Origin of the sequence: Hydrogenophaga sp. SNF1, assembly GCF_034421675.1 — a bacterium.
Lineage (GTDB): Bacteria > Pseudomonadota > Gammaproteobacteria > Burkholderiales > Burkholderiaceae_C > Hydrogenophaga > Hydrogenophaga borbori.
The window spans coordinates 3,387,783-3,412,714 of sequence record NZ_CP139793.1; the positions used below are offsets into that span (position 1 = coordinate 3,387,783).

A 24,932-nucleotide genomic window follows, 5' to 3' on the forward strand; every position below is an offset into this window, starting at 1 on the left:
CCGCATGAACATCCTGCTCACCGGCGGCGCCGGCTACATCGGCAGCCACACCGCCGTGGCCCTGGTCGAAGCCGGCTACGCGCCCATCGTGCTCGACAACTTTGCCAACAGCCACCCGGTGGTGATGGAGCGCCTGCAGCGCATCACCGGGCAGGCCCTGCTGCTGGAGCGCGGCGACGTGCTGGACACGCCCTGGCTCACCGAGGTGCTGCGCCGCCACCGCCCGGCGGGCGTCGTGCACTTCGCGGGCGACAAGGCCGTGGGCGAAAGCGTGGCCAATCCGCTGAAGTACTACCGCAACAACCTGGGCGGCGCCACCAGTCTGCTGCAGGCCATGTCGGCCGTGGCCGCCGAAGACCCGTCGCAGCCGCCCACGCTGGTGTTCTCCAGCAGCGCCACGGTCTATGGCGACCCGGTGCGCGTGCCCATCACCGAGGACTTCGCGCGCAGCCACACCAACCCCTACGGCCACACCAAGCTGGTCATCGAGGACATGCTTCAGGCGCTGCAGACCGCGCAGCCGCACTGGCGCATCGGCACCCTGCGCTACTTCAACCCCGTGGGCGCGCACCCGAGCGGCCTGATCGGCGAGGACCCGGCCGGCATCCCCAACAACCTGATGCCCTTCGTGGCCCAGGTGGCCGTGGGCGCGCGCGAGCACCTCAACGTCTTCGGCGGCGACTACCCCACACCCGACGGCACCGGCGTGCGCGACTTCATCCACGTCATGGACCTGGCGCGCGGCCACGTCGCCGCCATCCAGGCCCTGCTGGGCCGGGGCGAGAGCTTCACCGTGAACCTGGGCACCGGGCGCGGCCACAGCGTGCTCGAGGTGGTGGCCGCCTTCGAGAAGGCCAGTGGGCGGGCCGTGCCCTACCGCGTGACCCCGCGCCGCGCGGGCGACGTGGCCCAGTGCTGGGCCGACCCCTCGCTGGCGCGCCAGCTGCTGGGCTGGCAATCGCGCCACACGCTCGATGAAATGTGCGCCGACGCCTGGCGCTGGCAGCGCGAGAACCCGAAGGGTTACCGCAGCTGAATGCCGGCGGACTGCGCCGCCTTGAACGCCCCTTCGCCGAAGCTCGCGCCGAACTGGCGCGCCAGGCGCAGGCCCAGGTTCTCGCGCTGGGTGTAATCCACCACCTCCTCGGCCTTGATCACCTCGCGTGCCACGTAGTCGAGGTTGCCCAGGCCGTCGGCCAGGCCGTGGTTCACGGCCTGCTGGCCGCTCCACACCAGGCCGGTGAAGGTGTCGGCGTCTTCCTTCAGGCGCTTGCCGCGGCCCTGCTTCACCACCTCGATGAACTGCAGGTGGATCTCGTCGAGCATGGCCTGCAGGTAGGCCTTCTGCTGCTCGTCCTGCGGACTGAAGGGGTCGAGCATGGCCTTGTTGCGGCCCGCCACCATCAGGCGCCGCTCCACGCCCAGCTTGTCCATCAGGCCCGTGAAGCCGAAGCCGTCCATCAGCACGCCGATGCTGCCCACCAGGCTGGCCTTGTCGACATAGATGTCGTCGGCCGCCGCCGCGATGTAGTAGGCCGCCGAGGCGCAGGTTTCCTCCACCACGGCATAGACCTTCTTGTCGTGCAGGCCCTTCAAGCGGCGGATCTCGTCGTTGATGATGCCGGCCTGCACCGGACTGCCGCCCGGTGAGTTGATGAGCAGCACGATGCCCTGGGCACCGTGGTCCTCGAAGGCCTGGCGCAGCGCGGGCAGCACGTTCTCGGCGCTGGCCTGGGCGCCGGCACCGATGGTGCCTTCGATTTCGATCACCGCGGTGTGCGGCGTGCTGGGCTGCGAGCCCGCCATGTGCTCGGCCTTGACGGCCAGCCAGACGATGGCGCCGATCACCAGCAGCCAGGCGAAGCGGAAGAACAGCTTCCAGCGGCGCGCGGCGCGCTGCTCCCTGAGCTGGGCGAACAGCAGCTTTTCGATGGCCTCGCGCTCCCAGGACACGCCGGCGGGGCGAGGGGTGGCGGCGGTGTTGAAGTCCTCGTTCACGACGGGCTCGCTTTCAGAATTCCACGGGTTTGAGATGGTACTGGGAGCGCCAGTGCACCACGCCATCGAGCTCCACCAGTTCGATCCGGAACAGGCCGCCCCGGCAGGGCCCACCGCGGCATTCGCCGGTGTCGGGCGCGTACACCGCGCCGTGCGTGGCACACAGCAGCCAGCGCGCGCTGTCGTCGAAGAAATGGTCGGGACGCCAGTCCAGCTCCATGGCCACGTGGGTGCAGCGGTTCAGGTAGGCGTGGGCACGCCCCTGGTAGCGGATGGCGAAGGCCCGGCAGGTCTGCCCCGCGTAGTTGACGTCGAAGGACACGCCCTGGCCGCCATCGACCAGGTCGCGGCTGTGGCACAGCGGGTGCAGGTCGTCGGCGGGTCCGGGCGCCATGCGGGTCAGGCCTCAGGCGTGTTCGAGCAGCCAGCCGTGCAGTTCGGCCACCGAGTGCGCAACGAAGCGTGGCCCCAGGGCGTGAAAGGCGTCGGGCTCGTGCGCGCCGTAGCTCACGCCCACGCTCGCGCAACCGGCGTTCACCGCCATCTGCAGGTCGTGCGTGGTGTCGCCGACCATCAGCGTGCGCTCGGGCTCGACGCCGAACTCGCGCATCAGCTGGTGCAGCATCAGCGGGCTGGGCTTGCCGGCCGTTTCATCGGCCGTGCGAGAACCGTCGAACACGCCGCTCAGCTCCACCGTGCGAAGCACCTCGTCGAGCCCGCGCCGGCTCTTGCCGGTGGCCACGGCCAGCCAATGGTGCCGTTCCTTGAGCGCCTGCAGCAGCGGCAGCACACCGTCGAACAGGCTGAGGTCGTTCTGGCTGGCCAGGTAGTGGTGGCGGTAGCGCTCGCCCAGGCGCGGGTACAGGTCGGGTGGCACGTCGGGCGCGGCGTGCGCCAGGGCCTGCATCAGGCCCATGCCGATGACGTAGCTGGCCTGCTCGCGCGTGGGCACGGTGCCGCCCACGTCGGCCACGGCGCGCTGGATGCTCTGCGCGATGACGGCCGTGGAGTCGTAGAGCGTGCCGTCCCAGTCGAAGGCGATGAGGTCGTAGCGGCGGACCATGGCTCAGCCCAGCTTTTCTAGGGTCCTGGCGTGGTGCCGCAGGTGATCGGCCACCACGCTCTGGACGAAGTAGTAGCCGTGGTCGTAGCCCTCGTGCCAGCGCAGCGTGAGCGGCTGGCCGGCGGCGCGGCAGGCCGCTTCCAGCTTGTCCGGGTGCAGCTGCGCCGCCAGGAACTGGTCGGCGCGGCCTTGGTCGATCAGCAGCGGCGGGCAGCGCTTGCCCGCCTGGATGAGCTCCGTGGCGTCGTGCTCCGCCCAGCGGGCGCGGTCCTCGCCCAGGTAGCCGGTGAACGCCTTCTCGCCCCAGGGGCATTGCGTGGGCGCGGCGATCGGCGCGAAGGCCGAAACGCTCTGGAACAGCGACGGGTGGCGCAGCGCCAGCGTGAGCGCGCCATGCCCGCCCATGGAGTGGCCGAACACGCCCACGCGGTCGCGGCGCAGGGCGAAGCGCTCGAACACCAGCGCGCGCAGCTCCTCCACGATCCAGCATTCCATGCGGAAGTGGCGCGACCACGGCGCCTCGCTGGCGTCGAGGTAAAAGCCCGCGCCGTGGCCGAAGTCCCAGGCCGCGTCGGCGCCCTCGATGCCGGTGGCGCGCGGGCTGGTGTCGGGCGTGACGATGGCCAGGCCCAGCTTGGCCGCCAGGCGCTGTGCGCCGGCCTTGATGGCGAAGGTTTCCTCGGTGCAGGTCAGGCCCGCGAGGTAGAAGAGCACCGGCACCGGGCCCTTGGCCGCCTGCGGCGGCAGGAACACGCCGAAGCGCATGGGCAGGCCGATGGCGGTCGACTCGTGCCGGTAAAAGCCCTGCACGCCGCCGAAGCAGCGGTGCTCGCTCAGCGTCTCCACGGCCATCAGAACTCCACCACCGAGCGGATCGACTCGCCGCGCTTCATCAACGCGAAGCCCTCGTTGATGTCCTCCAGCTTGAGCTTGTGCGTGATCAGATCGTCGATGTTGATCTTGCCGTCCATGTACCAGTCGACGATCTTGGGCACGTCGGTGCGCCCGCGCGCGCCGCCGAAGGCCGAGCCCTCCCACTTGCGGCCGGTGACGAGCTGGAAGGGCCGCGTGCTGATCTCCGCGCCCGCCTCGGCCACGCCGATGATGATGCTGCGACCCCAGCCCTTGTGCGTGCACTCCAGGGCCTGGCGCATCACCTTCGTGTTGCCGATGCACTCGAAGCTGTAGTCCGCGCCGCCGTCGGTGAGCTGCACGATGGCGTCGACGATGTTCTGATGGTCCTTGGGATTGAGGAAGTGGGTCATGCCGAACTTCCTCGCCATGGCCTCGCGCTCAGGGTTGAGGTCGATGCCGATGATTTTGTCGGCGCCCACCATCTTGGCGCCCTGGATCACGTTGAGGCCGATGCCGCCGAGGCCGAAGACCACCACGTTGGCGCCTGCCTCCACCTTGGCCGTGAACAGCACCGCGCCGATGCCGGTGGTGACGCCGCAGCCGATGTAGCAGACCTTGTCGAAGGGCGCGTCGGGGCGGATCTTGGCCAGCGCGATCTCGGGCACCACCGTGTGGTTCGCGAAGGTGCTGGTGCCCATGTAGTGCAGGATGGGCTTGCCGTCGAGGCTGAAGCGGCTGGTGGCGTCGGGCATCAGGCCCTTGCCCTGCGTGCCGCGGATGAGCTGGCACAGGTTGGTCTTGCGGCTCAGGCAGAACTTGCACTGGCGGCATTCGGGCGTGTAGAGCGGGATGACGTGGTCGCCCTTCTTGAGCGTGGTCACGCCCGGACCGACGTCGACCACGATGCCGGCGCCCTCATGGCCCAGGATGGCGGGGAACAGACCCTCGGGGTCGGCACCCGAGAGCGTGTAGTAATCGGTGTGACAGATGCCGGTGGCCTTGATCTCGACCAGCACCTCGCCGGCCCTCGGCCCTTCCAGGTCCACGGTTTCGATGGTGAGGGGGGCTCCGGCCTTCCAGGCCACGGCGGCGCGCGTTTTCATGGTGGGTCTCTCTCGGGTGTCAAAGATGCGGGGAACACCCGCGAGGTTAACCCGCCTGCCCATGCCCGAGCCCGGCGCCGGGCATGCGCCCGGTCGGCTCAGTCGGCGGGCGCGCCGGCGCGGAACCAGTCGCCGATCAGCGCGCGCTCCTCGTCGGTGATGCCGGTGGCGTTGTTGATGGGCATCACCTTGGTGACCACGGCCTGCTGATACACCGCCTGCGCGTGGCGCTGGAGTTCGGCCGGGCTGTCCAGCCGAACGCCCTTGGACTGCAGGGCCTCGCCGTGGCACATCACGCAGCGCTGCGCCACCACGGCCTGCACCCGGGCCGCGCTCACCGCCGGCCGCGAGGCCGCCGGCGCGGCCGGTGCGGGCTTGAGCCAGACGATCACGCCGATCAACACCACCACGCCCGCCAGCGCGTACTTCCAGGGGTGCGGGTTGCGGCCCAGCTTGAAGCCGTGGCGCAGCACGAAGAACTGCCGGATCGCCGCGCCCGCGGCCATCATGGCGATCAGCACCCAGCCGTTGTGCGGGTTCGCGTAGGTGAAGCTGTAGTGGTTGCTCAGCATGGCGAACAGCACCGGCAGCGTGAAGTAGGTGTTGTGCACGCTGCGCTGCTTGCCGCGCTGGCCATGGATGGGGTCCACCGGCTGGCCGGCCTTGAGCGCGGCCACCACCTTGCGCTGGCCCGGGATGATCCAGAAAAACACGTTGGCGCTCATGGCCGTGGCGATCATGGCGCCCACCAGCAGGAAGGCCGCGCGCCCCGCGAACAGCGAGGTGGCCAGCAGCGCGGCCACCGCCACCAGCACGGCCACGGCCGCGCCCACCTTGGCGTCGCCGTTCTTGGTCTGCCCCAGGGTGCGGCAAATGGTGTCGTAGGCCAGCCAGAACACCACCAGGAAGGCCAGCGCGGTGGCGATGGCCGCGGCCGGCGACCAGTCGAAGACCTGCGGGTCGATCAGGTAGACCTTGGGGCTCCACAGATAGGACACCAGGAACAGCGCAAAGCCCGAGAGCCAGGTGGAGTAGCTTTCCCAGAAGAACCAGTGCAGGTGGCCCGGCAACTGCGGCGGCGAGACCGCGTATTTCACCGGGTGGTAGAAGCCGCCGCCGTGCACGGCCCACAGCTCGCCGGTGGCGCCGTCGCGGCGCAGCGCCTCGTCCTCGGGCGGCGTGAGGCTGCTGTCGAGGAAAACGAAATAGAAGGAAGAGCCGATCCAGGCGATGGCGACGATGACGTGCAGCCAGCGCAACAGCAGGTTGGCCCAGTCGAGCAGGTAGGTTTCCATGGCACCTCGTTCAAGGGATGGCTTTGGGCCATCCGGCGTTTCGACTCACCACCGCGGGCGCTCTGAGCCGACCGAGGGCCGCGATACACGGTGCGTTGCACCGGCTCCGCTGCGACCACAGAAGGCCCGCAGTGTAGCGGCTCAAACACCGCTCGCGGAGGTCTTCGGCGTCAGCAGCAACAACTGCGCCACCACCGCCGCCGCGATCACGGCCGGTGCCTTGCCGGTGATGCCGGGCAGGCCGATCGGGCAGGTCACGCGCACCAGCTCTTCTTCGCTGAAGCCGCGCTCCGTGAGCCGGTGGCGGAAGGTGGCCCACTTGGTGCGGCTGCCGATGAGGCCGATGAAGCCGAGATCGTCGCGTTCGCGCAGGCGGCGCAGGCAGGCCGCCACTATGTCCAGGTCCTCGGCGTGCGAAAAGCTCATGACCAGCACCAGCGAGCCGCTGGCCAGCGCCGGCACGGCGGCCTGCACCGGGTCGGAGTGCTCGGCCGCCACGCCCTCCGGCAGCGGGTCGGGAAAGACCTCGTCGCGGCTGTCGATCCAGGTGATGGCGAAGGGCAGTGGCGCAAGCGCGCGCACCAGCGCTCGGCCCACGTGCCCACCGCCGAACAGCGCCACCGGCCGCAGGGCCGTGCCCAGGCGCTCGCGCAGCGCCGGCGCGTCGGCGGCGCCGACGGGTTGATACGAAAGTTCCAGTGCCCCGCCGCAGCACTGGCCCAGACTGGGGCCAAGCGTGACCGACTGCACGGATGGCTGGACCGCGCGTCGCGCCAGCATCTCGCGCGCGCGGCGCATCGCGTCCCATTCCAGGTGTCCGCCGCCGATGGTGTCGATGGTGTCGTTGCGAAACACCGCCATCCAGGTGCCGGCCTCGCGGGGCACCGAACCGCGTGAGGCGCGCACCGTCACCAGCACGGCGGGCTCGTCGCGCAAGCGGCGAAGGAAGGTCTGCAACTCACCCGCCATGTGTGGCGTCCCTGTCGACAAAGCTGTATGGATCTGTAAGAGAAACCCAAGGGCCGCCAGTATCGGCCGTTGTGATTGGCACCGCGTGCGATTTCGCACATACACTCCATCGGCCCCGCGGTATGGCGAGGCCGGCCCCGCTGAGAGAAACGCATGAGCACCCGAGACACCAAGCCCTCCGCCCCCGCCCGCTGCGACGCCCCCCGGGCCCGCGCGCTGCGCTGGACTGGCCTGACGATTGCCGCCCTGCTGGCCGCCTGCGCGGCGCCACTGCCCCCCCCACCGCCCCCTCCTCCCCCACCCGCGCCGGTGCCCGCACCGCCGCCACCGCCCGTGAGCCAGCGCCCCACCCCCAAGTTCATCTCGCAAGCCGCCTCGGCAACCGACTACCGCAAGGACGGCGCGCGCCACATCTACGCCCGCAACGGCCACCGCATCTACAAGGGCCAGCTGCCGCCGCTGCTGCACGCCGTGGGCGTGCTGCAGGTCGAGGTGGACGACATCGGCGAGGTCCGCCAGGTGAGCTGGATGCGGGCGCCCAGCCATGCGCCCGACGTGATGCGCGAGATCGAGCGCACGGTGCGCGCAGCGGCACCTTTCCCGGCGCCGGTGCGCATGGGTCGCGTCACCTACACCGACGTGTGGCTCTGGGACAAGAGCGGCAACTTCCAACTCGACACGCTGACCGAGGGACAGCGCAACAAGTGATCTCCGTGGTTTGAGACGTTTTCAAGGCCCGCTTCGTGCGGGCCTTCTTGTTGGCGGCACGCCGGCCCTGCGGCTGGCACGGCGGCTCAGCTGCCGCGGTAGGTGGAGTAGGCCCAGGGGCTCACCAGCAGCGGCACGTGGTAGTGCTGGTCCACCCGCGCCACGCCGAAATCCAGCGCCACGCGGTCCAGGAAGCGGGGCTCCGGCAGGTCGACGCCGCGGGCGTCGAAGTAGCCCTTCACATCGAACACCAGCCGATAGGTCCCCGCCTTCAGCGAGGCGTTGTCCAGCAAGGGGCCATCCGGGTTGCGCCCGTCCGCGTTGAGCGTGAAGCGCTTGATCAGCGTCGCTTGCTCGCCCTGCGTGGCATAGAGCGCCACCGCCATGCCCGCCGCCGGGCAACCGTGCATCGTGTCCAGTACGTGGGTGCTCAAGCCCATGGCCGCGTTCTCCTGTGAATTTGGTCGACCGAAAGTGTATACACTTTGGCGCGAATCTGGCTATCATGCGGCGCATGGAAACGTCCAGCACGGCCCAGATCGTCGACGCCCTCACGCGCGCCATCGTCGAACACCGGCTGCGTCCAGGCACCAAGCTCGCCGAGCAGAAACTCGCCGATCACTTCGGCGTCTCGCGCACCCTGGTCAGGCAGGCCCTGTTCCAACTCTCCCAGAACCGCCTCATCCGGCTGGAGCCCGCGCGCGGCGCCTTCGTGTCCACGCCCTCGGCCGACGAGGCCCGCCAGGTCTTCGCCGTGCGCCGCATGCTCGAGGTGGAAATGACCCGCGCCTTCGTCCGCCAGGCCACGCCGGCCACCCTGCGCGCCCTGCGCGAGCACCTGGCGCAGGAGCGCCAGGCCGTGCTGCGGCAGGACGTGCCCGGCCGCACCGAGCTGCTGGGCGACTTCCACGTGCGCATGGCCGAGCTCATGGGCAACCGCGTGCTGTCCGACCTGCTGCGCGACCTGATCTCGCGCTGCGCGCTCATCACGCTCATGTACCAGAGCAGCGAGGCCGCCGCCGATTCGTGCGACGAGCACGCCGCCATCGTCAAGGCCCTGGCCGGTCGCGACGAGGCCCTGGCCGTGCGCCTGATGGAAGAACACCTGCAGCACGTCGAGGCCAGCCTGGCCTTCGACCGCCCCCGGCCCGCCAACGACCTCTCGCTCGCCCTGTCCTGAGCGCCTCCATGACCTACGACGCCACCGCCCCCTACCCGCGCGACCTCATCGGCTACGGCCGCGATGTGCCGCACGCCCGCTGGCCCGGCGGCGCGCGCATCGCCGTGCAGTTCGTCCTCAATTACGAGGAAGGCGGCGAGAACAGCGTGCTGCACGGCGACGCCGCCTCCGAGCAGTTCCTCTCCGAGATGTTCAACCCCGCGGCCTACCCCGCGCGGCACATCAGCATGGAGGGCATCTACGAGTACGGCTCGCGCGCCGGCGTCTGGCGCCTGCTGCGCGAGTTCGAGCGCCGCGGCCTGCCGCTCACCGTGTTCGGCGTGGCGCAGGCGCTGCAGCGCCACCCCGAGGTCTGCGCCGCCTTCACCGAACTTGGCCACGACATCGCCTGCCACGGCCTCAAGTGGATCCACTACCAGAACGTGGACGAGGCCACCGAACGCGCCCACATGGCCGAGGCCATGCGCCTCCTCACGGAGCTGACGGGCCAGCGCCCGCTGGGCTGGTACACCGGGCGCGACAGCCCGAACACGCGCCGCCTGGTGGCCGACTTCGGAGGCTTCGAGTACGACAGCGACTACTACGGCGACGACCTGCCCTTCTGGATGAAGGTGCGCAAGAGCGACGGCAGCGACGCGCACCAGCTCATCGTGCCCTACACCCTGGACTGCAACGACATGCGCTTCGCGCTGCCGCAGGGCTATTCGCACGCCGATCCCTTCTTCCAGTACATGAAGGACAGCTTCGACGCGCTCTACGCCGAGGGTGACCCGAACGGCCTGGACCGGCCCAAGATGATGAGCGTCGGCATGCACTGCCGCCTGCTCGGCCGGCCCGGACGCATCACCGCGCTGCAGCGCTTCCTGGACCACGTCCAGTCGCACGACGGCGTGTGGGTCGCGCGCCGCCTGGACATCGCGCGCCACTGGCGCGCCCAACACCCACTCACCGCCTGACACCATGGCCCTCACGCTCGACACCTTCAACGCCGCCGCGCCCGCCGAGGCCCTGCGCCTGCTCGACGGCCTGTACGAACACTCGCCCTGGGTGGTGGAACGCACCTTGGCCCAGCGCCCCTTCGCCAGCCTGGCCGCGCTCAAGTGGGCGCTGGTGCAGGCGGTGGCCCAGGCCTCGCGCGACGAGCAGCTGGCGCTGATCCGCGCCCACCCCGAACTGGCCGGCAAGGCCATGGTGGCCCAGACCCTCACCAGCGAAAGCACGGGCGAGCAAAGCCGCGCCGGCCTCACGCATTGCACGCCCGAGGAGTTCCAGGCGCTGCAGCGGCTCAACGCCGACTACAACGCGCGCTTCGGTTTTCCCTTCATCCTGGCGGTGCGCGGGCCGCGCGGCAGCGGTTTCACGCGCCAGCAGATCATCGCCACCTTCCAGCGCCGCCTGCACAACCCGGTGGACTTCGAGCGCGAAGAGGCCCTGCGCAATATCCACCGCATCGCCGAGATTCGCCTGGCCGACAAGTTCGGCGCAGAACCCGCGCTGGGCCACCATGTGTGGGACTGGCACGAAGACCTGGCGCGCCACAGCGACCCGGGGTTCAAAGAGAGCGGCCAGCTCACCGTCACCTACCTCACCGCCGCGCACCAGGCCTGCCAGCAGGCGCTGATGGCGCGCATGCGCGAATGCGGCTTCGATGAGGTCTCCATCGACGCCGTGGGCAACGTGGTCGGCGTGTACCACGGCGCCACGCCCGATGCGAAGCGCCTGCTCACCGGCAGCCACTTCGACACCGTGCGCAACGGCGGCAAGTACGACGGGCGACTCGGCATCTTCGTGCCGCTGGCCTGCGTGCAGCGCCTCCACCAGGCCGGCCGGCGCCTGCCCTTCGGCGTCGAGGTCGTGGCGTTCTCGGAAGAGGAAGGCCAGCGCTACAAGGCCACCTTCCTGGGCTCGGGCGCGCTCACCGGCGACTTCAACCCCGCCTGGATGGACCAGACCGATGCGGATGGCGTGCGCCTGCAGGACGCCATGCGCGCCGGCGGCCTGCCGGGTACGCTGGACGCCATCGGCGCGCTGCGCCGCGACCCGTCGCGCTACCTGGGCTTCGTCGAGGTGCACATCGAACAGGGCCCGGTGCTCAACGAAATGGGCCTGCCCCTGGCCGTGGTCACCTCCATCAACGCCGGCGTGCGCCACGTGGGCGAGGTGATCGGCATGGCCAGCCACGCCGGCACCACGCCCATGGACCGCCGCCGCGACGCCGCCTGCGCGGTGGCCGAGCTCGCGCTCTACATGGAGCGGCGCGCCGCCCAGGACGGCGACTCGGTCGCCACCATCGGCCTGCTCAACGTGCCCGGTGGCTCCATCAACGTGGTGCCCGGGCGCTGCCAGTTCTCGCTCGACCTGCGCGCGCCCAGCGACACCCAGCGCGACGCGCTGGAGCGCGACGTGCTCGCCGAGCTCAGCGCCATTTGTGAACGCCGCGGCCTGGGCCAGCGCCTGGAGCGCACCATGACCGCGTCCGCCGCCCCCAGCCACCCCGACTGGCAGGCCCGCTGGGAGAAGGCCGTGGCCGCGCTGGGCCTGCCGGTGCACCGCATGCCCAGCGGCGCCGGCCACGACGCCATGAAGCTGCACGAGGTGATGCCGCAGGCCATGCTGTTCGTGCGCGGCGAAAACAGCGGCATCAGCCACAACCCTCTGGAAAGCAGCACCAGCGACGACATCGAACTGAGCGTGCTGGCCTTCGACCACCTCCTCGAGCAGCTCGCGAAAGAAACCGCCTGACCATGACCGCCCACACCCAACTCGACGCCTGGATCGACGCCCACTTCGACGAACAGCTCGCCTTCCTGCGCGAACTGGTGCGCGTGCCCACCGACTCGCCGCCCGGCAACAACGCGCCGCACGCCGAGCGCACCGCCGAGCTGCTGGCCCCCATGGGCTATGCCGCCGAGAAGCACGCGGTGCCCGAGGCCGAGGTGAGGGCCGCCGGCCTGCAGAGCATCACCAACCTCATCGTGCGCCGCCGATTCGGCGAGGGCGGCCCCACCATCGCGCTGAACGCGCACGGCGACGTGGTGCCCCCCGGAGAGGGCTGGACCCACGACCCCTACGGCGGCGAAATCGTCGACGGCGCGATGTATGGCCGCGCCACCGCCGTGAGCAAGAGCGACTTCTCCAGCTTCACCTTCGCGCTGCGCGCGCTCGAATCGCTCGGCGCGCCACTCAAGGGCGGCGTGGAGCTGCATTTCACCTACGACGAAGAATTCGGCGGTGAACTGGGTCCGGGCTGGCTGCTCGCCAAGGGCCTGACCAAGCCCGACCTGATGATCGCCGCCGGCTTCAGCTACCAGGTGGTGGTGGCGCACAACGGCTGCCTGCAGCTGGAGGTGACGGTGCAGGGCGAAATGGCGCACGCCGCCATCCCTGACAGCGGCACCGACGCGCTGCAGGGCGCCACCCACATCCTGAATGCCCTGTACGCGCTCAACCGCGACTACCTGCAGGTGCGCTCCAAGGTCGAGGGCATCAGCCACCCCTACCTCAACGTCGGCCTCATCAGTGGCGGCACCAACACCAACGTGATCCCGGGCAAGGTGGTGCTCAAGCTCGACCGCCGCATGATCCCCGAAGAAGACCCCGCGCAGGTGGAGGCCGCGCTGCGCGAGACCATCGCGCAAGCGGCGGCCAGCTTCGACCCGCCGCGCGGCGGCAAGGCGCTGCGGGTCGAGATCAAGCGCATGCTGCTGGCGCGCGCCATGAAGCCCCTGGCGGGCAACGCCGCCCTGGTGAAGGCCCTGCAGACGCATGGCGAGCAGGTCTTCGGTGAACCCATCCCCGCCGTCGGCACGCCGCTCTACACCGACGTGCGCCTCTACGTCGAGCGCGGCATCCCCGGCGTCATCTACGGCGCCGGCCCGCGCACCGTGCGCGAGTCCAACGCCAAGCGCGCCGACGAACACGTGCGCCTGGACGACCTGCGCCGCGCCACCAAGGTCGTCGCGCGCACGCTGCACGACTTGCTGCGGGCCTGAGGGCGCCGTTCACCAGCGGGACCGCCCCCGGCGGCGGCGCGCCGGCGGGTCCGCCGCCGGCCGATCGCTACCGGCTGGTGGTGTCCGGGACGTTCTGGCGCCAGGTGTAGTCGAACTTGCAGAAGTACTCCGCCACGAAGACACCCGGCATGGTGTTGGACACCGAGTTCTTCGCCAGTTCGCAGCCGCACGGCCCCATGCCGATGAAGTCGTTCTTGCTGCCGATGAACCCGTCGCGGATGGACTTGGTCCACTTGGGGCACCAGGCGTCGGCGTTCTTCTTGCCCGTGACCGTGCTGTCCCACTGGTCGGTCCGCACCTTGGGCAGGCCCGGGTAGCCGCGCTGGCCACCGCCGGCGTTCTGCGCGGGCGCCTGGGCGTTCCGGGGGCCCGCCGCCGGGGTGGTGGCGTTCCCTGGTGCCGTGGCCTGTGGCGTCGCGGCCGGCCGCGACGGCGCGTTCGCGGGCCGGCCCGCGGCGGTGGCGTTGTCCGCCGCCCCCTGAAGCCGGCGGAACTCGGCCACGGAGACTGGCGTGGGGGCACGGCCTGCGGCCGCCACCGTGGGCGTGCGCGCACCGGGTGCCGCGGGCGGGCGCCCGCCGCGGATCAGTCCCGTCATCGAGTCGAGCGTCGCGCGGTCGGCCGCGGCCATGGCCCGCGCGCTGCCATAAACGATGGCGGCGCCGGCCGCGACGTTCAGGACGGTGTTGAAGGCCTCCCGGCTGGCGCGCTGTTCCTCGGCCAGTTCCGCCGCATTGGCGGCGCGGTCCGCCACGAAGGTGGAGCGCAGGCTTTCCAGGTAGTCAGGGCGGGCGCGGATCAGCCGGATGTCCGCTTCGGGCCGGGTCGGCTCGCTGATGAACAGCCCGCGGACCACCTCGTCCAGCTCGGTGTCGATCCTGGCGCCGACGAAGACGAAGGCGCCCGAGCGCAGAAAGGTCTTGCCGTAGCCGGGCAGTTCCACCGAGTCGCGGATGGGGATGTAGTCGAACTCGCCTTCCCAGACGATGCCGCGCGTGTCGGTGTAGGTACCGCTCTTGTACGAGGACACGGTTTCCCGGGTGAAGGGATTGTTCACGGCGAAGAAGGTCCCGGAGAACGAGGCCACGCGCGGCGCCTGGCTCATGGCCAGCGAGTCCTTGATGCAGGTACGGATGATCGTGCCCGACACCGGGCGCTTCTGCGCGTCGTAGGTCAGGGCGTGCGTCCTGTCCGGCTGGCAGGGCCAGCGGATCTGGTAGGTGCCGGCCGTCTGCTCGCCGTTGACGCGCGCCCCGGTGACCTCGGTGCCATCGAGGTAGCGCAGGGTCCCGGTGCCGTTGCGGCAGTCCCCCGCGATGCACTCGGCGTGGGCCGGGCGCTTGAATTCCGCTTCGGTGTAGCTTCGGTTGGCACAGCCCGCGACCAGGCTCGCCAGCAACAGGTGGATCAATGGGCGCATGCTCAGTCCGCCGGGCAGGTGTTGGTCAGGACCTTTTCCCCCTCCTGCCAGCACACCGTCGAGGCCGCGATGGGGAACTGCCCCATCATGCCGGCGAAGGTCTGCTGGGGCCCGTGCAACTTGCCGTTGCGCCGCAGCGTGCGGGAATCGTGGTGCCCGGGGCCGCCGAACGCCCCATAGCCGTCCTCGACCACCTGCCCGTCCGGGCGCGAGAACCGCGTGCGGGTGGTCAGGCTGAGCGCGCCATCGACGGTGGTGCGGGCGATGGCCACCGAGGTCTTGGGCGCCGGCCCGGCCACCGTGAAGGCCATGAAGAACACGGTGGAGATCTTGGGCTTCGGCTGCGCCGCCATCATGTCCGCGGTCGCCCGGTCGGCGTACACCGTCTGCTGCGACAAGGTGGTCCCCGTCACCAGCACCGCGCCGTCCGGCCGGCCCTGCAGGGCCTGGGCCCGCACGCGGATGAGGTTGTGGTACTTGAGCGTGATCTGGCCGCTGCCGATGGTCTGGTCGTATTCGATCCAGAACTCGACGGGACCGGACAGCTTGCCGCCTTCGCATTGGGCGCGCACCGGCGTGACCACCTTGTTGGCATAAACGATCCTGCTGGGCGGCAGGCCGCCGGAGCGCGCGTCGTTCACCAGCTCCGCTTTCGCCACCGGGTCGTTGTCCGAGTCGACGGTGTTCGCGAACACGTCCAGTTCGGCCTGGGACACGGCACAAGGCCAGGCCTGCCCGTCCTTGGGCGCGGCCAGCGCGACCGGCTGCGGCTGGGCCATGTACCGCTGGTACTCGGCGGTTGCCGCCGCCATCAGCGGCTGCAAGGGCTCGTCCTTCAGTGCAGGGAACGCCAGGGCCTGGCCGCACCACCAGGGCAAGGCCAGCAAAAGGCTCGCGCGCAGCGCGTGGGAAGGCTTCATGAACATGGGCATGGGTCTCGATGGGCTGGGACCACCCGAGCCTATTGAGCGGAGCCGTGCTGTCGAATAGTGCAGATGCACCATGGACCCGCCGTGCCATTGCCCTCCGTGACGCGGGTCACGCGCTGCCCTGGGTCAGCTCGGCGCGAGGTCATGCCCAGACCCGGCCGAAGCCGCCGTGTCCTCCTGCGACAATCCGCGCTCGCAACCGGTCCATTGAGGAGACAAGCATGACCCCCGCCGAACAGGCCTTGCGCGACGCCGCGCTTGAATACCACCGCGCGCCCCGCCGGGGCAAGATCGCCGTCACCCCGACCAAGCCGCTGTCCAACCAGCGCGACCTGTCCCTGGCCTACTCGCCCGGCGTGGCCTATCCCTGCCTGGAGATCCAGGCCGATCCCAACAAGGCCGCCGACTACACCAGCCGTGGCAACCTGGTGGGCGTGATCACCAACGGCACGGCGGTGCTGGGCCTGGGCGACATCGGCCCGCTGGCCGGCAAGCCCGTGATGGAGGGCAAGGGCTGCCTGTTCAAGAAGTTCGCCGGCATCGACGTCTTCGACATCGAACTCGCCGAGCGCGACCCGGACAAGCTGGTGGACATCATCGCCGCGCTGGAGCCCACGCTGGGCGGCATCAACCTCGAGGACATCAAGGCGCCCGAGTGCTTCTACGTCGAGAAGAAGCTGCGCGAGCGCCTCAACATCCCGGTCTTCCACGACGACCAGCACGGCACCGCCATCATCAGCGCGGCCGCGCTGATCAACGGCCTGGAGCTGGTGGGCAAGGCCATCGGCGAGGTCACGGTGGCCGTCTCGGGCGCCGGCGCCGCCGCCATCGCCTGCCTGGACGTGATGGTGGGCCTGGGCGTCTCGCGCGATCGCATCTACGTCTGCGACTCCAAAGGCGTGCTCTACCAGGGCCGCCCCGGCGGCATGGACGAGTCCAAGCAGCGCTACGCGCAGGCCACCGACAAGCGCACCCTGGCCGACGCGGTGAACGGCGCCGACGTGTTCCTGGGCTGCTCGGCCCCCGGCGTGATGACGGCCGAGATGGTCAAGACCATGGCCGCCAAGCCCATCATCCTGGCCCTGGCCAACCCCGAGCCGGAGATCCGCCCCGAGCTGGCCAAGGCCGTGCGGCCCGACTGCATCATCGCCACCGGCCGCAGCGACTACCCGAACCAGGTCAACAACGTCCTGTGCTTCCCCTACATCTTCCGCGGCGCGCTCGACTGCGGCGCCACCCGCATCACGGAAGAGATGAAGCTGGCCTGCGTGCGCCAGATCGCCGACCTGGTGAAAAGCGAGACCAGCGAGGAAGTGGCCAACGCCTACGCCGGCCAGGAGCTGAGCTTCGGCCCTGAGTACCTGATTCCCAAGCCCTTCGACTCGCGCCTGATCCTGCGCATCGCGCCCGCCGTGGCACAGGCTGCGGCCGACTCCGGCGTGGCCACGCGGCCCATCGCCGACATGGACGCCTACCGCCAGCAGCTCGGGCGTTTCGTCTACCAGACCGGCATCCTCATGCAGCCGGTGTTCAACGCCGCCAAGGCCCAGTCCAAGAAGGCGCGCGTGGCCTACGCCGACGGCGAGGACGAGCGCGCGCTGCGCGCCGCGCAGATGGCCATCGACGACGGCCTGGCCCACCCCATCCTCATCGGCCGCCCCGCCGTGATCGAGGCGCGCATCGCCAAGGCCGGCCTGCGCATGCGCCTGGGCGTGGACGTGGAAAACGTCAACCCCGAGGACGACCCGCGCTTTCGCCAGTACTGGGAGCACTACCACCAGCTGATGGGCCGCCAGGGCGCCACGCCCGAGGTCGCCAAGGCCGCGGTGCGCCGCTCCAACACCATCATCGGCTCGCTCATGATCTCGCTCGGCGACGCCGACGCCCTCATCTGCGGCCTGGTGGGCAGCTACATGACGCACCTGGAGCGCATCGACAGCATCCTGGGTCGCCGCGAAGGCGCCAAGCTGTACGCCGCGGTCAACGCCCTCATGACCGACCGCGGCCCGGTGTTCATCGCCGACACCTACGTCAACGAGGACCCCAGCGCCGAGGAACTGGCCGAGATCGCCGGCATGGCCGCGCACGCGGTGCAGCGCTTCGGCCACCAGCCGCGCGTGGCCTTCCTGTCGCACTCCAGCTACGGCTCCAGCAAGCGCGCCTCGGCGCGCAAGATGGCGCGCGCCCGCGACCTCTTCGTGGCCACCCACCCCGGCATCGAGTGCGACGGCGAGCTGCACGGCGACGCCGCGCTGCAGCCCGAGATCCGCAGCGCCTATCTGGCCGAGAGCAGCCTCACCGGCTCGGCCAACCTGCTGGTGTGCCCGAACCTGGACGCGGCCAACATCCTCTACAACGTGATGAAGACCACCACCAGCGGCGGCGTCACGGTGGGCCCGGTGCTCATGGGCGTCAAGGGCGCGGTGCACATCCTCACGCCCGCGGCCACCGTGCGCCGCGTGCTCAACATGACGGCACTGGCGGCGGCCCAGGCCTGAGCGCGGCGCCCCCTCGGGACTGGCCCGAGGGCGCCGCGCACCACATCGGGGTAACAATGCGCCCCACGGCGGTGCCCACACCGCCGTGGGGCGTGCCATTTCAGGGTATGTCTGGATAACCCCGATCCGACCCCGCACGGAGAATGTGTATACAGATTTCGTGTGCAAAAGGGGCCACGGCCACCCCGCCGCCAGCGACCGCGCACTGGCACCGATGTTGCTATCCGTTCCGCATGGCCCGCCGGCCTCCGCCAGCGGCGCCTATCCACAACGACGACTCGCCAGCCTTGGAGAAACCATGAACAAACGCCGCTTCCTCCAGACCACCACCGCCCTGGCGCTGGCCGCCAGCTTCGCGGGCGCCGCGCACGCGCAAACCCCCATCAAGTTCCAGCTCGACTGGCGCTTCGAAGGCCCCGCCGCCCTGTTCCTGCAGTCCGCCGCCAAGGGCTACTACAAGCAGGCCGGGCTGGACGTGACCATCGATTCCGGCAACGGCTCCAGCGGCGCCGTCACCCGCGTGGCCTCGGGCACCTACGACATGGGCTTCGCCGACATGGCCGCCCTGATGGAGTTCCATGCCAACAACCCCGACGCGCCCAACAAGCCGGTCGCGGTGATGATGGTCTACAACAACACGCCGGCCGCGGTGCTCGCGCTCAAGAAAAGCGGCATCACCCAACCCAAGGACCTGGAAGGCCGCAAGCTCGGCGCGCCTGTGTTCGACGCCGGCCGCAAGGGCTTCCCCATCTTCCAGAAGGCCAACCACATCAACAGCGTGAGCTGGACCTCCATGGACCCGCCACTGCGCGAGACCATGCTGGTGCGCGGCGACATCGAGGCCATCACCGGCTTCTCGTTCACCTCGCTGCTCAACCTGGAAGCGCGCGGCGTCAAGACGGAAGACGTGGTGATCCTGCCCTTCGCCGAGCACGGCGTGAAGCTCTACGGCAACGTGATCGTCGCCACGCCCAAGCTGATCGCCGAGAACCCCGGCGCGGTGAAGGCCTTCCTCTCGGCCTTCGCTAAGGGCGCCAAGGAAGTGATGGCCAACCCGGCCGCCACCATCGAGACCGTGAAGGCGCGCGACGGCATCATCAACGTGCCGCTGGAAACGCGCCGCCTGCAGCTCGCCATCGACGCCGTGGTGGCCAGCCCCGACGCCCGCCGCGAAGGCTTCGGCCAGGTCGTGCCGGGCCGCCTGGCCCTGATGGCCTCCGAGGTGTCGGACGCCTACGCCACCAAGACCCGCGTCGACCCGTCCAAGGTCTGGAACGGCTCCATGCTGCCCAGCAAGGCCGAACTCGACATCCTGCCGCCCGCCAAGAAGTAAGGCCCGCGCGGACCGGGGCCAGCCTCCCCAACGGGTGGCTGGCCCTTCTCACGAAAGAAGCCCATGTCGACCAACGCCCCGCCCCACGACGCCGCCTTCGTCGACTTCGACCAGGTCTGGCTCGCCTACAACGAGGACCTGCTGGCCCGCAAGGTCTTCGCCGTCGAGGACATCAACCTGAAGGTCAAGCGCGGCGAGTTCATCGCCATCGTCGGTCCCTCGGGTTGCGGCAAGTCCACCTTCATGAAGCTCACCACGGGCCTGAAGATGCCCAGCATGGGCAGCATCCGCATCGATGGCCAGCCCGTGACCGGCCCGCTGAAGATCTCGGGCATGGCCTTCCAGGCGCCTTCGCTGCTGCCCTGGCGCACCACGCTCGACAACGTGCTGCTGCCGCTGGAAATCGTCGAGCCCTACCGCCACCAGTTCAAGGACCGCCGCAAGGAGTTCGAGGAGCGCGCGCTCAAGCTGCTGGAGAGCGTGGGCTTGGGCGGCATGGGCCAGAAGTTTCCCTGGGAGCTGTCGGGCGGCATGCAGCAGCGCGCCAGCATCTGCCGCGCGCTCATCCACGAACCCAAGATGCTGCTGCTCGACGAGCCCTTTGGCGCGCTCGACGCCTTCACCCGCGAGGAACTGTGGTGCACCCTGCGCGACCTGTGGGAAGCGCAGCGCTTCAACGTCATCCTGGTCACGCACGACCTGCGCGAATCGGTCTTTCTCGCCGACACGGTGTATTGCATGAGCAAGAGCCCGGGCCGATTCGTCGTCAAGCGCGAGATTCAGATTCCGCGCACGCGCGAGCTCGAAGTCACCTACACCAAGGACTTCACCGACGTCGTGCACGAACTGCGCGGCCACATCGGCGCCATGCGCAAGGCCGGCGCCGTCATCAACCAATGAGCGCGCCATGACCAGCCAACAACGAAAGAACCTCGAACGCCTCTCGCCGCTGCTGCTGCTGATCGCGATCGTCGTGGTCTGGGAACTCATCACGGTCGGCTTCGGCGTGTCCGAGTTCATCTTCCCCAGCCCCTCGCGCATCTGGGAACAGACGCTGGAGCACAAGGCCACCATCATGGGCCACGCCTGGCGCACCTTCTGGGTCACCATGGCCGGCTTCGGCCTCGCCATCGTGGTGGGCGTACTGCTGGGCTTTCTCATCGGCAGCTCGCGCCTGGCCTACGCGGCGGTCTATCCGCTGATGACCGCCTTCAACGCCCTGCCCAAGGCGGCTTTCGTGCCCATCCTGGTGGTGTGGTTCGGCATCGGCGTGGGCCCGGCCATCCTCACGGCCTTCCTCATCAGCTTCTTCCCCATCATGGTCAACATCGCCACCGGCCTGGCCACGCTGGAGCCCGAGCTGGAGGACGTGCTGCGCGTGCTGGGCGCCAAGCGCTGGGACGTGCTCACCAAGGTCGGCCTGCCACGCTCCATGCCCTACTTCTTCGGCTCGCTCAAGGTCGCCATCACCCTGGCCTTCGTGGGCACCACGGTGTCGGAGATGACCGCCTCGAACGAAGGCATCGGCTACCTGCTGATCTCCGCCGGCTCATCCATGCAGATGGGGCTGGCCTTCAGCGGCCTGCTGGTGGTGGGCGTGATGGCCATGGCCATGTACGAGCTGTTCAGCTTCGTCGAGAAGCACACCACGGCCTGGGCGCACCGGGGCTCGCAGGGCGGCTGAAGATCGACCGGGCAAGCTTGACCGCCAGGAGCCGCGTGGGCACCGGCGGCCCGGCGGGCCGCTCTGGAGAGCGCGCTGCGCGGGGCGTCGCTGGAGCGGAAAGCCGCTTGCCTGAAAGCGCTCGTGGAGCGGTACCCGCCCCTACACTCGCCGCATGCCCTGGCACGCCACCCTCGACCTGAGCTACCGCCGCGACGGTCCGCGCACCACGCTGCGGCACCGGCACGACGGGCCGCTGCGCATCCTCAAAAGCCTCTACCCCGAGGGCGAGGGTGTCTGCCACAACGTGATCGTGCACCCGCCGGGCGGCCTGGTCGGCGGCGACACGCTGGACATCACCGCGCACGCCGAGGCCGGGGCCCACGGGCTCATCAGCACGCCCGGCGCCACGCGCTTCTACCGCAGCGATGGGGCTGAGGCCGCGCAGCGCGTGCAACTGCGCGTGGACGAGGGCGCGCGCCTCGAATGGCTGCCGCTGGAAGCCATCGCCTACCCCCAATGCCAGGCGCGCAACGCGCTCACCCTGGAGATCGCCCCGGGCGGCGAGTGCCTGGGCTGGGACGTCTGTGCCCTGGGCTTGCCCGCCGCCGGTCAGGCCTTCAACCAGGGCCGCCTGCTGCAGGAGCTGCAGTGGCCCGGCGTGTGGCTGGAGCGCGCGCGCATCGACGCGAGCGACACCCGCCTGCTCGACAGCCCCCTGGGCCTGGCCGGACAACGCGCCCTGGGCACGTTGTGGCTGGCGAGCGGCGAGCCTTGGCCCAGCGCACGGCGAGAGGCCCTGCTCGACAGCGTGCGCCTGGCCCTGGCTGGCGCGGCTCCCGAGGTGCGGACGGGCGCCACCTGCCCCGACCCGCGCCTGCTCCTGGTACGGGCGCTCGGGCCCCAGGTCGAACCGCTCATGGCGGCCTTGCAGCGCGCCTGGGCGGCGCTGCGCGAACAGGCCTGGTCGCTGGGCGGCACGGCCCCCCGCATCTGGCGGGTCTGACACCGGCCCCACCGGGACCCGGCCGCAAGATCGGACGCCCTGGACAGGCAGGTGCAGCCGGCGCCCACCCGCACGCCGCGCCCTCTGCCGCGACGCTCGGCACCGATCGAGGCATCTGCGCCGCCCGCACCGCGCTTTTTTCGGCACCGGCCCCGGCCCCCAGCCCGCAAAATCCCCACACGGCCCCCTGCGGGCCGGGCCGTTTCATGCACGTCACCACCAACCCACTGCACACCGCATCGGCCCTTGTCATCGAGGGCAACGCCCAATCGCGCGCGATCATCGTTTCGCAGCTGCGGGACCTGGGCGTGGGCAACGTGGCGCAGTGCGCGCGCGTGCACGACGCGCGCCGCCGCCTGGAGGCGCAACGCTACGACGTGGTGGTCTGCGAACAGCGCTTCGACAAGGAAAGCTACTCCGGGCAGGAGCTGCTGGACGACCTGCGCCGCCACCAGATCCTGCCCTTCCACACGGTGTTCGTGATGCTCACCGCCGAAGCCACCTACAGCAGGGTGGCCGAAGCGGCCGAGTCGGCGCTTGACGCCTACCTGCTCAAGCCGCACACCGCCGCCAGCCTGGGCGAGCGCATCCAGCTCGCGCGCCAGCGCAAGCAGGTGCTGCACGCCATCTTCACGGCCATCGACGCGCAGGACTTCGACCACGCCACCGCGCTGTGCCTGGCGCGCTTCGAAGCCCGACAAGCCTACTGGCTGTATGCCGCGCGCATCGGCGCCGAGCTGCTGCTGCGCGCCGGCCACATCGGCGAGGCGCAGCGCCTGTACGAGGCCGTGATCGAGGCCAAGACGCTGCCCTGGGCCCGCCTGGGCGTGGCGCGCGCGCAGCTCGAATCGGGCGTGCCTGCCAAGGCCGTCAGCACCATCGAAAGCCTGCTGGTGGACGACGACGCCTATGCCGACGCTTACGACGTCATGGGCCGCGCCCAGTTCGAGCTGGGCCAGTTCGACCACGCGCTGGGCACCTATGCCATGGCCACGCGGCTCACGCCGCATTCGGTGAGCCGGCTGCTCAAGCACGGCATGCTGGCCTTTTATGGCGGCGACCGCGGCGAAGGCGTGGCCCTGCTGGACCGCGCGGCGCGCCTGGGCGTGGACTCCAAGCTCTTCGACCCCCAGGCGCTGGTGCTGCTGGCGCTGGCGCGCTTCGACAACAACGACACGCGCGGCCTGCAGCGCTGCGTGGACCAACTGGCGCGCACCGCCGAGCGCAGCTTCGAGCCCGAACGCCCGCGCCGCCTGCACGAGGTGGCCGCCGCCATCAACAACCTGCACAACAAGCTGGGCGCGGCCGCGCTGGACACCACGGTCCGCCTCATGGGCGAGGTGCTCGCGCCCGGCTTCGACACCGAGAGCGCCTGCAACCTGATCACGCTGATGGTTCGCCTGGCCCAGCGCGGCACGGCGCCCGCCGGGGCCGACACCGCCATCGGTGCCATCTCCCTGCGCTTTGGCACCAGCCGCGCCATGAGCGAGCTGCTGGCCTGCGCGGCCAAGGGCCATGAGGCCTGGGCCGAGACCCTGCGGCAGGGGCACGCGCGCGTGCTGCACCTGTCCGAACACGCCATGCGCATGAGCCTCAAGGGCGACCCCGCCGGCACGGTGGAACAGCTGCTGGCCGACGCCGAGCGCACGCGCAACGCCAAACTCATCGAATCGGCCCACCAGGTGCTGCAGCGGCACGCCGACCGCATCGCCACGCGAGAAGCCCTGCAGCAGCGCGTGGACGCCATGCGCCAGAGCTACCGCGCCCGCCCGCTGCGCCTGGGCGACCACGCCGGCGTGACGCCGGGTGGCGTGGCGCTGTCGACGGGCTACCGGGAACCCGAGCGCGCCGGGCTGCTCGACGCGCGGCCGGCCTGAGGCGGCGGGGCCAGGCGAGGGCCTGGCCCTCAGAACTCGGCGAACAGCTTGACCGCGACCTCGCGGAACCACCGGTGGGCCGGGTCGGCCTCGAAGCGGTGGCTCCAGTGCAGCGAGACCGTGAAGTCGGCGCCCTCGAAGGGCGGCTCCAGCACCGCGCAGCCGCCGGCCTGAACGAAGCCGCGCGCGATGTTGCGCGGCATCACGCCGCACAGGTTGGTGGCCTGCACGATGGAGGGCAGCACCATGAAGTGCTCCGTGGTCAGGCGCAGGCGCTCCTGCAGCCCCGTGCGCTGCAGGATGCGCAGCGTGTCGGCGTGCGCGCGCACGGCCACGAAGTCCAGCTGCTGCAGCGCGCGCAGCTGCGCCACACCACGCAGCTTGCGCAGCGAGGCCTCCATGGGGTGGCCGGCGCGCATCAGCACCACGTAGCGGTCGTGCAGCAGCTCCACGCGGCGCGTCTCCCGAACCTGCGGCAGGAAGCCGAAGGCGAAATCGATCGCGCCCGCGTCCAGCGACTCGGCCAGCGCCGCGTGCGGCACCGGCCGCGTGGCCACGCGCACGCCGGGCGCCTGCGCGTGCAGCCAGGCCATCAGCTCGGGCAGGAAGCGCCCCTCGCCGATGTCGCTCATGTGCACACGGAACAGGTGGCGCGAGGTGGCGGGGTCAAACACGCGGGTGCGCCCGAGCGCGCCTTCCAAAGCGTCCAGCGCGTCCTGCACCGCTTCGGCCAAGGCCACGGCGCGCGGCGTGGGCCGCACCCCGCCGGGCGCGCGCGTGAACAGCGGGTCCTTCACCAGCAGGCGCAGCCGCGTGAGGCCGTGGCTCACCGCCGGCTGCGTCAGCCCCAGGCGCTCGGCCGCCCGGCTCACGCTGCCCGCGCGGTACACCTCGGCAAACAGCCGAAGCAGGTTCAGGTCGAGGTCTTTGACATGCATGAATCTAATGTCAGTTAGTCGGCTCATTGTATGGATCGATGCCGATCGAGCGCCCATACTCGCGTGTTCGACACGACAAACCCA

General features: G+C 70.1%; 23 protein-coding genes. 12 read left to right on the forward strand and 11 right to left on the reverse strand.

Going from position 1 to position 24,932, the window contains the following annotated elements; translation table 11 throughout:
• Positions 1-4 precede the first annotated feature (4 nt).
• Positions 5-1,036, forward strand: a complete 1,032-nt coding sequence (gene galE / locus SOM08_RS16240) for a UDP-glucose 4-epimerase GalE (protein ID WP_322469321.1) — start codon at positions 5-7, stop codon at positions 1,034-1,036.
• On the opposite strand, the gene SOM08_RS16245 is transcribed toward galE, so the two are convergent.
• From SOM08_RS16245 to xdhC, 7 genes are all read right to left on the reverse strand, one after another.
• Positions 1,024-2,064 carry a S49 family peptidase gene (locus tag SOM08_RS16245; protein ID WP_116959524.1) on the reverse strand — a complete coding sequence of 347 codons (1,041 nt, stop codon included), beginning with the start codon at positions 2,062-2,064 and terminating at the stop codon, positions 1,024-1,026. The genes galE and SOM08_RS16245 overlap by 13 nt on opposite strands.
• Complete coding sequence (locus tag SOM08_RS16250) at positions 2,012-2,392, reverse strand: Rieske (2Fe-2S) protein (protein WP_116959523.1); 381 nt, start codon at positions 2,390-2,392, stop codon at positions 2,012-2,014. Before SOM08_RS16250 ends, SOM08_RS16245 begins: the two co-directional genes overlap by 53 nt.
• 12 nt (positions 2,393-2,404) lie before the next feature.
• Positions 2,405-3,061 (reverse strand): HAD family hydrolase, encoded by a 657-nt coding sequence (locus SOM08_RS16255; protein ID WP_116959522.1) that lies wholly within the window; start codon positions 3,059-3,061, stop codon positions 2,405-2,407.
• 3 nt (positions 3,062-3,064) lie between these two features.
• Positions 3,065-3,913: an S-formylglutathione hydrolase gene (gene fghA / locus SOM08_RS16260; protein WP_116959521.1), complete on the reverse strand. Its 849-nt coding sequence runs from the start codon at positions 3,911-3,913 to the stop codon at positions 3,065-3,067.
• Positions 3,913-5,019 carry an S-(hydroxymethyl)glutathione dehydrogenase/class III alcohol dehydrogenase gene (locus SOM08_RS16265; protein WP_116959520.1) on the reverse strand — a complete coding sequence of 369 codons (1,107 nt, stop codon included), beginning with the start codon at positions 5,017-5,019 and terminating at the stop codon, positions 3,913-3,915. The genes fghA and SOM08_RS16265 overlap by 1 nt, the downstream gene beginning before the upstream one ends.
• Positions 5,020-5,117: 98 nt before the next feature.
• Positions 5,118-6,314, reverse strand: a complete 1,197-nt coding sequence (locus tag SOM08_RS16270) for a urate hydroxylase PuuD (protein WP_116959519.1) — start codon at positions 6,312-6,314, stop codon at positions 5,118-5,120.
• A 141-nt stretch (positions 6,315-6,455) separates the two neighbouring features.
• Positions 6,456-7,283, reverse strand: a complete 828-nt coding sequence (gene xdhC / locus SOM08_RS16275; RefSeq protein ID WP_322469322.1) for a xanthine dehydrogenase accessory protein XdhC — start codon at positions 7,281-7,283, stop codon at positions 6,456-6,458.
• A 153-nt stretch (positions 7,284-7,436) separates the two neighbouring features.
• Here xdhC and SOM08_RS16280 point away from each other — a divergent pair, with 153 nt between their 5' ends.
• On the forward strand, positions 7,437-7,991 hold the full coding sequence (locus SOM08_RS16280) for a hypothetical protein (protein ID WP_245980973.1): 555 nt from the start codon (positions 7,437-7,439) through the stop codon (positions 7,989-7,991).
• Positions 7,992-8,077: 86 nt separating this feature from the next.
• Here SOM08_RS16280 and uraH read toward each other — a convergent pair whose 3' ends face one another.
• Entirely contained in the window at positions 8,078-8,431 is a 354-nt protein-coding gene (gene uraH / locus SOM08_RS16285) for a hydroxyisourate hydrolase (protein WP_116959517.1), read from the reverse strand.
• A gap of 65 nt (positions 8,432-8,496) precedes the next feature.
• Here uraH and SOM08_RS16290 point away from each other — a divergent pair, with 65 nt between their 5' ends.
• Genes SOM08_RS16290 through SOM08_RS16305 form a run of 4 tightly spaced genes read left to right on the forward strand, consistent with a single transcriptional unit; the run spans position 8,497 to position 13,163 of the window.
• Positions 8,497-9,171 carry a GntR family transcriptional regulator gene (locus SOM08_RS16290; protein WP_116959516.1) on the forward strand — a complete coding sequence of 225 codons (675 nt, stop codon included), beginning with the start codon at positions 8,497-8,499 and terminating at the stop codon, positions 9,169-9,171.
• Positions 9,172-9,179: 8 nt separating this feature from the next.
• Positions 9,180-10,127, forward strand: a complete 948-nt coding sequence (gene puuE / locus SOM08_RS16295; protein WP_116959515.1) for an allantoinase PuuE — start codon at positions 9,180-9,182, stop codon at positions 10,125-10,127.
• A gap of 4 nt (positions 10,128-10,131) precedes the next feature.
• A complete protein-coding gene (gene uraD, locus SOM08_RS16300; protein WP_322469323.1) occupies positions 10,132-11,913 on the forward strand; it encodes a 2-oxo-4-hydroxy-4-carboxy-5-ureidoimidazoline decarboxylase in 1,782 nt (593 codons plus the stop codon).
• 2 nt (positions 11,914-11,915) lie between these two features.
• Complete coding sequence (locus SOM08_RS16305; protein ID WP_116959513.1) at positions 11,916-13,163, forward strand: M20 family metallopeptidase; 1,248 nt, start codon at positions 11,916-11,918, stop codon at positions 13,161-13,163.
• A 67-nt stretch (positions 13,164-13,230) separates the two neighbouring features.
• On the opposite strand, the gene SOM08_RS16310 is transcribed toward SOM08_RS16305, so the two are convergent.
• Together SOM08_RS16310 and SOM08_RS16315 are read right to left on the reverse strand one after the other, a co-directional pair.
• Positions 13,231-14,604 (reverse strand): hypothetical protein, encoded by a 1,374-nt coding sequence (locus SOM08_RS16310; protein WP_322469324.1) that lies wholly within the window; start codon positions 14,602-14,604, stop codon positions 13,231-13,233.
• Positions 14,605-14,606: 2 nt separating this feature from the next.
• Positions 14,607-15,524 carry a hypothetical protein gene (locus SOM08_RS16315; RefSeq protein ID WP_322469325.1) on the reverse strand — a complete coding sequence of 306 codons (918 nt, stop codon included), beginning with the start codon at positions 15,522-15,524 and terminating at the stop codon, positions 14,607-14,609.
• Between the two features lie 230 nt (positions 15,525-15,754).
• On the opposite strand from SOM08_RS16315, the gene SOM08_RS16320 reads away from it, so the two are divergent.
• The 6 genes from SOM08_RS16320 (at position 15,755) to SOM08_RS16345 (ending at position 23,910) form a co-directional block, all read left to right on the forward strand.
• Positions 15,755-18,031 (forward strand): NADP-dependent malic enzyme, encoded by a 2,277-nt coding sequence (locus SOM08_RS16320; RefSeq protein ID WP_116959510.1) that lies wholly within the window; start codon positions 15,755-15,757, stop codon positions 18,029-18,031.
• Between the two features lie 298 nt (positions 18,032-18,329).
• Complete coding sequence (locus SOM08_RS16325; protein WP_116959509.1) at positions 18,330-19,364, forward strand: ABC transporter substrate-binding protein; 1,035 nt, start codon at positions 18,330-18,332, stop codon at positions 19,362-19,364.
• A gap of 63 nt (positions 19,365-19,427) precedes the next feature.
• Positions 19,428-20,264 (forward strand): ABC transporter ATP-binding protein, encoded by an 837-nt coding sequence (locus SOM08_RS16330; RefSeq protein WP_116959508.1) that lies wholly within the window; start codon positions 19,428-19,430, stop codon positions 20,262-20,264.
• A 7-nt stretch (positions 20,265-20,271) separates the two neighbouring features.
• Positions 20,272-21,048, forward strand: a complete 777-nt coding sequence (locus tag SOM08_RS16335) for an ABC transporter permease (protein WP_116959507.1) — start codon at positions 20,272-20,274, stop codon at positions 21,046-21,048.
• Positions 21,049-21,202: 154 nt separating this feature from the next.
• Positions 21,203-22,033 (forward strand): urease accessory protein UreD, encoded by an 831-nt coding sequence (locus SOM08_RS16340; protein ID WP_322469326.1) that lies wholly within the window; start codon positions 21,203-21,205, stop codon positions 22,031-22,033.
• 206 nt (positions 22,034-22,239) lie between these two features.
• Positions 22,240-23,910, forward strand: a complete 1,671-nt coding sequence (locus SOM08_RS16345) for a response regulator (RefSeq protein ID WP_116959505.1) — start codon at positions 22,240-22,242, stop codon at positions 23,908-23,910.
• A gap of 29 nt (positions 23,911-23,939) precedes the next feature.
• Here the strand turns inward: SOM08_RS16345 and SOM08_RS16350 are convergent, their stop codons facing one another.
• Positions 23,940-24,848 (reverse strand): LysR family transcriptional regulator, encoded by a 909-nt coding sequence (locus SOM08_RS16350; protein WP_181936495.1) that lies wholly within the window; start codon positions 24,846-24,848, stop codon positions 23,940-23,942.
• Positions 24,849-24,932: the final 84 nt, after the last annotated feature.

Excerpts from the sequence above, each read along its gene's own strand:
- SOM08_RS16290 (WP_116959516.1), top strand. The coding sequence starts at position 8,497 with ATGCGGCGCATGGAAACGTCCAGCACGGCCCAGATCGTCGACGCCCTC.
- fghA (WP_116959521.1), bottom strand. The coding sequence starts at position 3,913 with ATGGCCGTGGAGACGCTGAGCGAGCACCGCTGCTTCGGCGGCGTGCAG.
- SOM08_RS16245 (WP_116959524.1), bottom strand. The coding sequence starts at position 2,064 with ATGGCGTGGTGCACTGGCGCTCCCAGTACCATCTCAAACCCGTGGAAT.
- xdhC (WP_322469322.1), bottom strand. The coding sequence starts at position 7,283 with ATGGCGGGTGAGTTGCAGACCTTCCTTCGCCGCTTGCGCGACGAGCCC.
- SOM08_RS16315 (WP_322469325.1), bottom strand. The coding sequence starts at position 15,524 with ATGAAGCCTTCCCACGCGCTGCGCGCGAGCCTTTTGCTGGCCTTGCCC.
- SOM08_RS16250 (WP_116959523.1), bottom strand. The coding sequence starts at position 2,392 with ATGGCGCCCGGACCCGCCGACGACCTGCACCCGCTGTGCCACAGCCGC.
- puuE (WP_116959515.1), top strand. The coding sequence starts at position 9,180 with ATGACCTACGACGCCACCGCCCCCTACCCGCGCGACCTCATCGGCTAC.
- SOM08_RS16265 (WP_116959520.1), bottom strand. The coding sequence starts at position 5,019 with ATGAAAACGCGCGCCGCCGTGGCCTGGAAGGCCGGAGCCCCCCTCACC.
- uraH (WP_116959517.1), bottom strand. The coding sequence starts at position 8,431 with ATGGGCTTGAGCACCCACGTACTGGACACGATGCACGGTTGCCCGGCG.
- uraD (WP_322469323.1), top strand. The coding sequence starts at position 10,132 with ATGGCCCTCACGCTCGACACCTTCAACGCCGCCGCGCCCGCCGAGGCC.
- SOM08_RS16310 (WP_322469324.1), bottom strand. The coding sequence starts at position 14,604 with ATGCGCCCATTGATCCACCTGTTGCTGGCGAGCCTGGTCGCGGGCTGT.
- SOM08_RS16255 (WP_116959522.1), bottom strand. The coding sequence starts at position 3,061 with ATGGTCCGCCGCTACGACCTCATCGCCTTCGACTGGGACGGCACGCTC.
- SOM08_RS16340 (WP_322469326.1), top strand. The coding sequence starts at position 21,203 with ATGCCCTGGCACGCCACCCTCGACCTGAGCTACCGCCGCGACGGTCCG.
- SOM08_RS16335 (WP_116959507.1), top strand. The coding sequence starts at position 20,272 with ATGACCAGCCAACAACGAAAGAACCTCGAACGCCTCTCGCCGCTGCTG.
- SOM08_RS16320 (WP_116959510.1), top strand. The coding sequence starts at position 15,755 with ATGACCCCCGCCGAACAGGCCTTGCGCGACGCCGCGCTTGAATACCAC.
- SOM08_RS16330 (WP_116959508.1), top strand. The coding sequence starts at position 19,428 with ATGTCGACCAACGCCCCGCCCCACGACGCCGCCTTCGTCGACTTCGAC.
- SOM08_RS16280 (WP_245980973.1), top strand. The coding sequence starts at position 7,437 with ATGAGCACCCGAGACACCAAGCCCTCCGCCCCCGCCCGCTGCGACGCC.
- galE (WP_322469321.1), top strand. The coding sequence starts at position 5 with ATGAACATCCTGCTCACCGGCGGCGCCGGCTACATCGGCAGCCACACC.
- SOM08_RS16325 (WP_116959509.1), top strand. The coding sequence starts at position 18,330 with ATGAACAAACGCCGCTTCCTCCAGACCACCACCGCCCTGGCGCTGGCC.
- SOM08_RS16350 (WP_181936495.1), bottom strand. The coding sequence starts at position 24,848 with ATGCATGTCAAAGACCTCGACCTGAACCTGCTTCGGCTGTTTGCCGAG.
- SOM08_RS16270 (WP_116959519.1), bottom strand. The coding sequence starts at position 6,314 with ATGGAAACCTACCTGCTCGACTGGGCCAACCTGCTGTTGCGCTGGCTG.
- SOM08_RS16345 (WP_116959505.1), top strand. The coding sequence starts at position 22,240 with ATGCACGTCACCACCAACCCACTGCACACCGCATCGGCCCTTGTCATC.
- SOM08_RS16305 (WP_116959513.1), top strand. The coding sequence starts at position 11,916 with ATGACCGCCCACACCCAACTCGACGCCTGGATCGACGCCCACTTCGAC.